6 protein-coding genes are annotated in these 8,970 nt (G+C 60.4%); 1 reads left to right on the forward strand and 5 read right to left on the reverse strand.

The features are described from left to right. Positions 1-346: 346 nt before the first annotated feature. Positions 347-583 (reverse strand): hypothetical protein, encoded by a 237-nt coding sequence (locus VGY55_04610; GenBank protein ID HEV2969250.1) that lies wholly within the window; start codon positions 581-583, stop codon positions 347-349. Positions 584-1,061: 478 nt separating this feature from the next. On the opposite strand from VGY55_04610, the gene VGY55_04615 reads away from it, so the two are divergent. Continuing rightward, on the forward strand, positions 1,062-1,916 hold the full coding sequence (locus VGY55_04615) for a hypothetical protein (GenBank protein HEV2969251.1): 855 nt from the start codon (positions 1,062-1,064) through the stop codon (positions 1,914-1,916). Positions 1,917-2,090: 174 nt separating this feature from the next. Here VGY55_04615 and VGY55_04620 read toward each other — a convergent pair whose 3' ends face one another. From VGY55_04620 to VGY55_04635, 4 genes are all read right to left on the reverse strand, one after another. Beyond that, the gene (locus tag VGY55_04620; GenBank protein HEV2969252.1) at positions 2,091-3,113 is read right to left on the reverse strand and encodes a hypothetical protein; all 1,023 of its coding nucleotides are present in this window, start codon (positions 3,111-3,113) and stop codon (positions 2,091-2,093) included. Between the two features lie 86 nt (positions 3,114-3,199). Next, positions 3,200-6,526 (reverse strand): N-6 DNA methylase, encoded by a 3,327-nt coding sequence (locus tag VGY55_04625; protein HEV2969253.1) that lies wholly within the window; start codon positions 6,524-6,526, stop codon positions 3,200-3,202. A gap of 213 nt (positions 6,527-6,739) precedes the next feature. Then, positions 6,740-8,320 (reverse strand): C25 family cysteine peptidase, encoded by a 1,581-nt coding sequence (locus VGY55_04630; GenBank protein ID HEV2969254.1) that lies wholly within the window; start codon positions 8,318-8,320, stop codon positions 6,740-6,742. A gap of 74 nt (positions 8,321-8,394) precedes the next feature. Beyond that, positions 8,395-8,832, reverse strand: a complete 438-nt coding sequence (locus VGY55_04635) for an ATP-binding protein (GenBank protein ID HEV2969255.1) — start codon at positions 8,830-8,832, stop codon at positions 8,395-8,397. Positions 8,833-8,970: the final 138 nt, after the last annotated feature.

Genomic DNA, 8,970 nt, shown 5'->3' on the forward strand with positions numbered 1-8,970 from the left:
TATTCGCGCTGGTGCCGGTGTCGTGAAACCAGGTGGAAGTATTGGGCTGCGATCCTGCGGGGAGGTTGAACTCGTCGTCGAAGACCATGTTCGCTGCTAACATGGCGCGCAACTCGAGCTGCTCGAAGCCAAGCCGAGGCCGCCGATATGTCTTCCGCCTATTCGATCCCATGAGTGACGCTTCCGCCGACGAATTTGTAGGGCGCTCTCAAGCGTCCTTAAGTTTCGCCGAAGCTAGGCCGGGCGTCAAATTGCGCATTGGCGGCGAACCGCTGAAGTCGGGCCATTAATGGAGAGCTGCTTTGACGTAGCAACGCGATCCAGGCATTCGAGTCGAGCAAAAACTTCACTGCAGCGGCTCGCGCTCCTCAAGCGTCCCTTGCGGCGGTCGCTCGAAATCTCCCTGCCAGGCTCCCGCGATGCCTCGCACCCAAAGCGAATAGCCGTTCGAGTCGGTGGAGGAATCCACGGCCGGCTCGATCGTCACCACCACTTCGCGATTGGCATCCGCGGCGCCGACGGGCACGTGCACCTGCAAAACACCGTCCGCGCCGATCCGTGATTTCACAATCATGCGATTCATGATTCATCTTCCCCCATCGCTCCAAGTATACCGTGGGGCCGGTCGCCGGCAAAGAAACGTCGCCCCGAATGGATGTCACGCATGATCGAATTAGGATTCGGCGTCGGCGAATAACGCGATCACGGCAAGAAGCCAGTTGCCCGATCGGTTGAGGATCGAGACCGGAACCCGGCAGGGTTCGCAGCCATTAGCCGGTGGTTTCGGCCGCGAGGCCGACGAACAAATCCGGCGGGGACTGTCCCCCTTTTGCGGAGCGGGCACCATCGCCGCGATGGTCGGCAGCAAAACGGGGACTGTCCCCCTCTCCCAGCCGGATTTGTTAGGCGCTGTTAGCAGGAATCCCCAAAGCGCTTCGCATCCCGGCAGGCCGCGCCCCGTTGGCGGTTGATTCTGGATATGAAGAACGATTGACAGGCGAACATCCTTTTCGCGAAGATCCGGCTACGGCGTCGAAAGCGACTTAAATGGGAGATTTGCTATGACGTTGCAGGACGAACAGCGCGCGATCAATGAAAAGGTACGCCCGCATATTCCCATCGACGGATGGAACAGCACTGTGGCCATCGTTGTCGCGCGCGGGAACGACGTACATCAATTCGGCACCGGCGTTCTGTTTCGAGTTGCGCAGGACGCGTTCGTGATCACTGCTGGCCATGTCGCCAGGAAGGCGGCGGAAAACAAGTGGACACAGGGCCTAGCGGGCGTCTCGGAATCCATCGTCGCCCTGTCTGGCCAGTGGCTTTGCACTGACGAGGATCCTTTTGATATCGCAGTCCATCAGCTTCCACAAAGCACGGTCGATAAACTTAAAGGAAAAGTATTTCTTCGCTTCGACGACATCGATTTTGAGCCACAATCGCCACTCGCCGTTTTCACAATATTCGGATTTCCAGAGGTTTGGTCCAGCCCAAGTACAAATGAGTCGGAGAAGCTCACCCTGAAGCCGTTCGAATTCACTACTTACAGGTATGACCGCGACACGGCCGCTCTCAGTGGGTACGAAGAGCGATACCATTTGCTGCTCGACGCGCAGCCACGAGATATTTCGCTCGACGACGGTTCGGCCGCGGAATTTCGGACCTTGCAGGGTCTTCCCGCGTCGTTTCCGAAAGACGTTGTCGGAATAAGCGGTTGTAGCGTTTGGAGAATCGGTGATCTTCGCGTGCCAATTGAAGAGTGGGGACGAGACCGCGCACGAATCGTTGCGGTCCAGACCAGCGTGTATTCTGGCAAAGCCGCGATCAAGGCAACGCGATGGATCGCGGTCAGCACCCTGATTCACGACGCGTTTCCCGAACTTCGCCCCGCCATGACGCTTTGGCGAAGGCGTTAGCACATTTGCGCTCGCCTGCCGTGCAACCCGAAGCGATTGGCGGTGGATTGGCGAGCGGCGGCCGCAGCACTATCGGGGTTGATTCAATGCTCCACCTCGCGCTTCAGAAGCGCGATTTCGTCGGGGGTGAGATTGAAGAGGCGGAAAACGCGGGCGTTGATTTCGGATTCGGCTTCATTCAATATTCATTCCTGCGTCGATGATCGAAGCGCCTGGAAAAGCATCAACTTTTGCTTCGCGCGCAATGATTTGTCCAGTCCACCAGCCTGCGGGAGCCAATTCAAGGCGATATTTCAAGTCGAGCGGATAAACACCGAATTGGTCCATTATGTCGAACTTAAGCTCTGCACCGAGATCCTTCATAACAAAGACACCGGCCCCCGCGTCCGAACTGCCAAATTGAGGCCGCCACCGTTGCTCTCGCGCCGTTGAGGAATCTCGCCAGAGCTGCTTGTTCACGAGGACGTCGATAGCGGCTTGCTCCATTCGGTGAACTACGGGAGCTGCATCGCGCTCAAGGAGGAAAGCTGGCCGACGATCAGCGTGGGTCAACGGGCCTCGGAGGTCGATCCATTTCTTGATTTCATCCGGCGTGTATCCACATCCATTTGGCGCGAGAAACTTGCTGAGAGGTGTCGAGAGTTGGCCGCAAGCGGTCTTGAAAGCGCGCTCAAAGACTCGAAAAAGCTCATGGAATCTTCCACTCGGATGCGGATGAGCGATGGCCTCTGACATTAGGGCAATGCCGTCGGCGCGGTCTGCACATAGTTGCTGAATAACCGAAAATGAGATGCGAGGATGGCCATGCGGATGTGCGAACTGCCCGCGTGCGATCCCGCGATGTGCGTCCAGCCAGACGCGTTCAGCGTCCGATTCCGGAATAAACGCAACGCACGGATCGACCGACCTAATCGAGCGCCGACTTCGAGTAGCGACTGATACTGCGTTAACGGCCAGCTCCAATTGTTCCTCAAGATGGCGGCGAACGTCATCTTGCGGCTCAAGGTCGCCATCGCCGTTCGAACTCGGGTAAGACGACAAAGGACATTGGCATGTCAAGTAAACATCGAGCCCTGTCGCGTCGAACCCCTTCGCGAACATTTCTACTGGAAGCAGGCCGAACGTCAGCGTTTTTTCTGTCCAATCTCCAATCGATAATGACTCAAATTTTGCGACGATCATTCGCAATAATTGCATGGCAAACGCTCCGAGGATCAGGCCACTACCAACCGGTAATTCGTGCAGCTTCGACTACGAACTCTATCCGGCACGCGATACACAGATTATACGAACGGCATCCTTGGCGGGGCGGTTTGCCAGAGGAGGGCGATTTCTTCGGGGGTGAGACCGTAGGCTTCGTTGACGAGGTCGCTGATTTGGCGTTCGAGGGAGAGGGATTCGGCGGCGAGGGCGCGGGCCGGTTCGATGGTGCGGGCGTGCTCTTCGCGGACGTTTTTGAGCGCGGCGGCGGAGAGCGGGTTTTTCTTTCCGCGAACTTTTCTGACTTCGGCAACGAAGGCATCGGAGTCCAAATCGACCGGCGATTGAAGCTTCATGCTTGGCTTCGCGATTTCGTACTCGACGCGGAGCCAATCCAGAATCGTTCGCCGTGTGACTTGAATATCCGCCGATCTGGCGGAGATTCGATCCACCAACACGGAACTGGATTTCCGTTTCTCATCTGACGGCGTCGGGACTGGAAAGCTTCGCATGTAGGAAGAAAACAATCGAAGGGCTTCGTCCTTCCCATGCTGGGCCGATCGCCACGAATACCACCACGCTACCGGCGAATTCAACGTCGCGAGCAGCCATTTGTCATCGGTGACGATGAAGTGGACCGTGTTGTTCGACATACGTCCATCTTTATCGAGGCAGAACTGTGGGCGCCAAGCAATGTCCTGGTACATGATCTTTGGCTCGCTGAATTCCCTCCAATAATCAATTGAGTCTTGAATCTCAAACCATTGATAGGTTCCCGGCTTTCTGCCTGGCCATTCACCGCCGGACCACCCCGGAGGCTTCGGATCAAGTTGCATTCGGAAGTTCTGCAAGTAGTCGCGAACGCCTGGATAATTGTCAATTTCGATTCCGCGCCTTGTAAAAATCATCCAGAGTCTCGGCCAATCTAGCGACCAGCGCTCAATGTCTTGGCCACGGACATACGGCATGATTATTTCACCGCTGCGAGCGTCGGAATCCACAATCCGCTTGCGCGTCGAATCAGTGATTAGGAAGACTTCATTGCAGCCCGTGACGACGCCGCGGTAAAGGCGTACACTCGGCAACTCGGAAAGTGGAACGCCGGCAGCGCAAATCTTGGAAATTAGCCCGTTCACGCCACCCGGTTCGAGCTGCCACGTGGCCGGACCGAGTTGGACAATGGGAAGCTCCACGCCCTCCGACTCAATTTGCCGACTAAGATCGTCGATGCGTAGTTGTTCGCGCGGAATCGAGCAAAGTCGTGCCGTCTTGGGCTTCGGTGCTTTGGATGGCTTGCGGGCGACGATGATTGAGGGGAATACGTCGGCGTCGACGAAAATCTGTTTGGCGTGACCGAAATCGACGACCGATTCGATCCAGGCCTTCTCCGCGAACAAGCGGCGCAGCGGTTCGCCGTAGCCCGATTTCATCCATTTGTTCGTGACGACGAATGAGAGCAAGCCGCCCGGCTTCAGAACGCGCAGGCCAAGTTCGTAGAAATAGACGTAGAGGTCGGCCATGCCGTGATAGGCGGAATAGGCCGTTTGCAAGTAGGGCTTGAGCGCGCTGATCGATTCCTGCCGCACGTACGGCGGATTGCCGACGACGACGTCGAAGCCGCCGTTTTCAAAGACTTCGGGAAAGGTCGCTTGCCAGTCGAGCGCTTTGGGATGCACGGTCGGATCGGAGACGACGCTGTTGCCGACGCGGATCGGGTGGTCGAGGCTGGTCAGGGCTTTGCCGCGCTCGGCCGTTTTGATCCAGAGGCTGAGCCTGCAGATTTCGATGGCTTCCTCGTTCAAGTCCACGCCGTAGAGATTGTTTTCCAGTATGCGCTTGTCGAGATCGAAGAGCGTGCGATGGCCGCGCAGTTCTTGCAGGCGGTCGTTCGAGCGCTCGTATTCGGCGTGCAGTTGGTCGAAGGCCTCGATGAGAAACGCCCCGCTGCCGCAGGCCGGGTCGAGCAGGCGAATGCCGGTCAGCTCGTCTTGCCACGCTTCCCAAAACTTGACGAGCGCCGCGCGCTGCGGCTTGGTCAGCTTGTCGAGCTGGTAGACGCGCGGGTCGGCGAGCGCCGCACGGGGCGCGCCTTTAGCCGAGTCTTCGTGCCGGCGGCGAAGCTGATCGAACCGATCGTCGAGCACTCCGCCGAGCGCTTGCTCGATGATGTAGCGGGTGATGAACGACGGGGTGTAGAAGGCCCCTTCCTTCTTGCGGCGCGTCTTGTGCTTTTCCGCGTCGAGAGGTTCGGCTAGCCCCTCCAACTCGCTGCGCAGCCGTTCGAGGTCGGTGATCGATTGCTCGAAGATATGGCCGAGGATATCGACGTCGATCAGCCGGCCTCCCTCGCCGGTGGCCTCGTGCGGAGGGCGATAGTCGTAATCCCCCAGATCGCGGAAATAGCGGCAGACCTCATCGGAGACTTGGAGCGAATCGAGGAGCGGATCGTCGGCGAACAGCCCGCCGTTGTAGGCGTGAATGCCAAGCGCCGCGTTGCCGCGATTGATCGCGCCGAACAGGCCGCGGAAGTTGTCCCAAATCGGCCGCGAATGATAGGGGTCGCGATGCTCGTAGGCCTTGCGGATCGTTTCGGCCGGCAAGAGGCCGCGATCTTCTGAGAAGGCGACGAACAGCACGCGGTCGAGCAGCTTCTGCGTGCTGGCAAGGACTTCGTGGCGCGGGATGGCCGGATTGTCGCCGCTGAGCCGCTCGAACGCGTCCTGCCGCATGTTGGCATAGCCGACGTAGAAGTGCTTAGTCAACTCGCGGCCGACTTTTTCCGATTCGGCGAGCAGGCTATAGAAATGGCACTCGCCTGCGGCCGGCACGACGCGCTCCGCGCCCAAGAGGAACACGAATCGCAACAGAGCGGCGTCGCTGCCGGCGAGTTGCTCGGTGTCGAATCGCTCGAACGTCTGCTGGTTCGAGCCCTTGTGATAGAGGCGGGTCTCGCGGATCGAGGTGACGATGATCCAGTCGCAGGGGAGATTGATGGCGTAGCGGTAGCCTTGATCGACGGCCGACATGCGGCGGCCGGCGAAGGGGCGGTCGAGCGGGTCGCGCGGGCCTTTGCCTTCGAGGGCGACGATGTAGCGGCTCTCGCCGTTGAAATCGCCGAGGACGGCGTCGGCGAATTTGCCGTCGATCTCGACGTGCCGCTCGCGGCTGAGCGTGTAGCGATCGGCGCCGCCGGCGGGGCCGGTGTAGCCGAGCAGGGCGAGGAAGAAATCGGTGAGGAAGTCGGGGAGGATCTGCTGCTCGTTGAGCGCGTCGATGCGGTTGGAACCGATCAACTCGGCCCAGTTGGCGAGCTTGGGCCGCAGCGATTCCACGCGCGGCGGCAGCATGAAGCCGGAGAGATGGCCGCGGAGCACGTCGGGGCGGAACAGCGGCTTGGCTTCGAGAGGCATGGCAATTAAGTACGAAGGACGAAGTACGAAATGACGGGGCGGCGCGGTCGGGAGACCGGCCACAACGGGCGATTGTAGCTGGGCGGTGTACAAGCAACCAGCAGGGGTGGAACGGGCCAGCGAAGTCGGCCCGTTCCGGCATGTCGAGGTGTTGGCACGACAAGGCGCGAGTCCGCACTGGCCGACTTCGCTGGCCAGTGGCACCCAACGTGTCTATGGCCGAATCTCGATGGCCGTCGAGCCAAGAGCGCAATCGGTCGCGCCGGAGACAAACGCACGGATTCGGCAGCGGCCGGGGGCGGTCGGCGGAACTGCGAGTGCAGCAGTGAATTGGCCTGCTTGGGCGAGCGTTTCGGTCGAGCAGAGTGGAGGGCGGTTGGCCTGCTGATAGGCGCGCTGGTATTGGCCGAGAGCGTCCGGCGATGAATCGTATTGCTGCCGCAGCCGAGCGGCGTCGGCATCGTCGTGATCGGCGATGAGTTCGATCGTGCATGCGCCGTCGCAAGGGGAGCGGCCCGAGATGGCGAGGCGGCTGCCGGCGGTGGCCGAGCGCTCCGCGGTGATTTCCATTGCGCGCGGATAGTGCAATTGCAAGAGCGGGTCGCCAATCAGGTTGAACAGCGCGAGGTGCTCGATTCGTTCTGCCGCCAGGTCGGAGCCTGCCGGGCTGACGGCGTGGGCCAGCGCGTCGATGATGAGCCGGCGGGAGTCCAATTCGGTCTGGCCGACCCCGACGGTGCGGCGCTTGGCGCCCAGCATCGCCTCGCCGAGCGTCGCGGCGTGAACGCGGAAACACTGATCGATCATTTCCGAGCCAAACACCGTCATGGCGTAAGGCATCGAGACGCGCGAGGCGCAGATCGCCGCCACCGGGGCACCCTCGGCCCGCAGCATTTCGTCTCCCAGGCAGCGCTGGGGCGAGTCGAAGGCGCCGGTGTAGCAGGCCAGGAAGAGCGCGATCGGCGCGCCGGCGCAGCAATGCAGCCCGCTCATGTCGCCGCAGTCGAGGCAGGGCACGTTGCTCCCCGGCAGGCGAAGATAATCGAGCCCCGTGCGGCGGCCGTGCCCCATGTAGACCCAAAACAGGCAGCCCTGATCGAGCCGATCGAGAATCGTCTGATGAAACAGTCGCGGATCGGGGCAGAAGACGCTATGCCAATTGGCGTAGGTCATCGTGGTCTCAAAGGCGGCCGGGATTCCCCCGGAGATCAGCCCCCGGGCGGTCGCTTCCAAGAGCGCATCGACGACCGGATCGAATCCGCTCGCGCCGGCCACGAAATTGATCCGCGCTCGCCAGCGATGAAAATCGGGGGCCTGCTCGTACGCCAGAATCTTCTTGACCACCGCGCGGAGTTCTTCAGCGGATTCCACCGTGAGCCGCCCGATGGCCAGGTCGGGAACCTCGTCGCCGTCGAGATCGGCGTACCAATTGTCGGTCGCGATGTCGGTGTCCGGTCCCCAGCGGTCGATCACCTTCGCTCGTTCGAGATGCGTCGGAATCGAACGCCGCCGAACAGCCGGATTGGCGTTCATCGTGGGATTCGCCCCGCCAACGAGTACCGCAAATCGCAGCTTCCCTTGGCGAGCCACGCATCGAATCCGCTCGCGAATCTGTTCGGGTGTGCCCTCGTTGGAAACGATCTGAATCACGCGGCCCTGGCTCTTGCGGAGATCGAGCCACGGAGCGAGCGCATCGCGGAATTCGCTCGGGCAGACAACCACGGTGTCCGGCGCCGGCTGAGCCGTCGCACCGGTCACGGCGCTGAGCGCTAATATGAGCGAGGCGATTTGCACTGAGAATCTCGCGGAACGGACGGAATGCTCGGCGAAGGTTAGGCGAGAAGGTCTCACCAAGCCAAGATCAGTTTTCAGGCCGAGGCTCGATTGTCGCCGCGCTCTTTTTCCATGACGACGCGGTTGCCCTGGTCGTTGTATTCGACGAGGTTCATGAAATTCCGCATCAGCAGCACCCCGCGACCGCAGGGGAATTCGATGTTCTCGAATTCGGTCGGGTCGGGGAGCCGCTCGGGCTTGAAGCCGCTCCCCTCGTCCGCGACCTCGACCCGCAAACGATCGGCGGCCAGCCAAAACAGCACGCGGACTTGCTTATTCGGATCCAAGCCATTCCCGTGGCGGATGGCGTTGACCACGGCCTCCTCGACGGCCAGATGGACGCCGAAGATTTCATGCTCGCTCCATTGGGCGCGGCGAAGCTCGCCCAGCAATTGGTCGATGACCGATTTGCCGGCGGCATAGGTGCTAGGGATGCTGAGATCCGCGGTCCAGTCCCAAGACGGTTGTGCCATGCCGCCCCTTAAAAGCCCGCCAAAGCGCCCCGTAAACACCCGTTAAGCCGCCCCTAAAAGGCCGCCAGGGCATCCGCCTCATCGTCCTTGATGTCGAACAGCTTGTTCAGCTTGGTAATGGCGAAGACTTCGTAAATC

It is taken from the genome of Pirellulales bacterium, from assembly GCA_035939775.1.
GTDB lineage: Bacteria > Planctomycetota > Planctomycetia > Pirellulales > DATAWG01 > DASZFO01.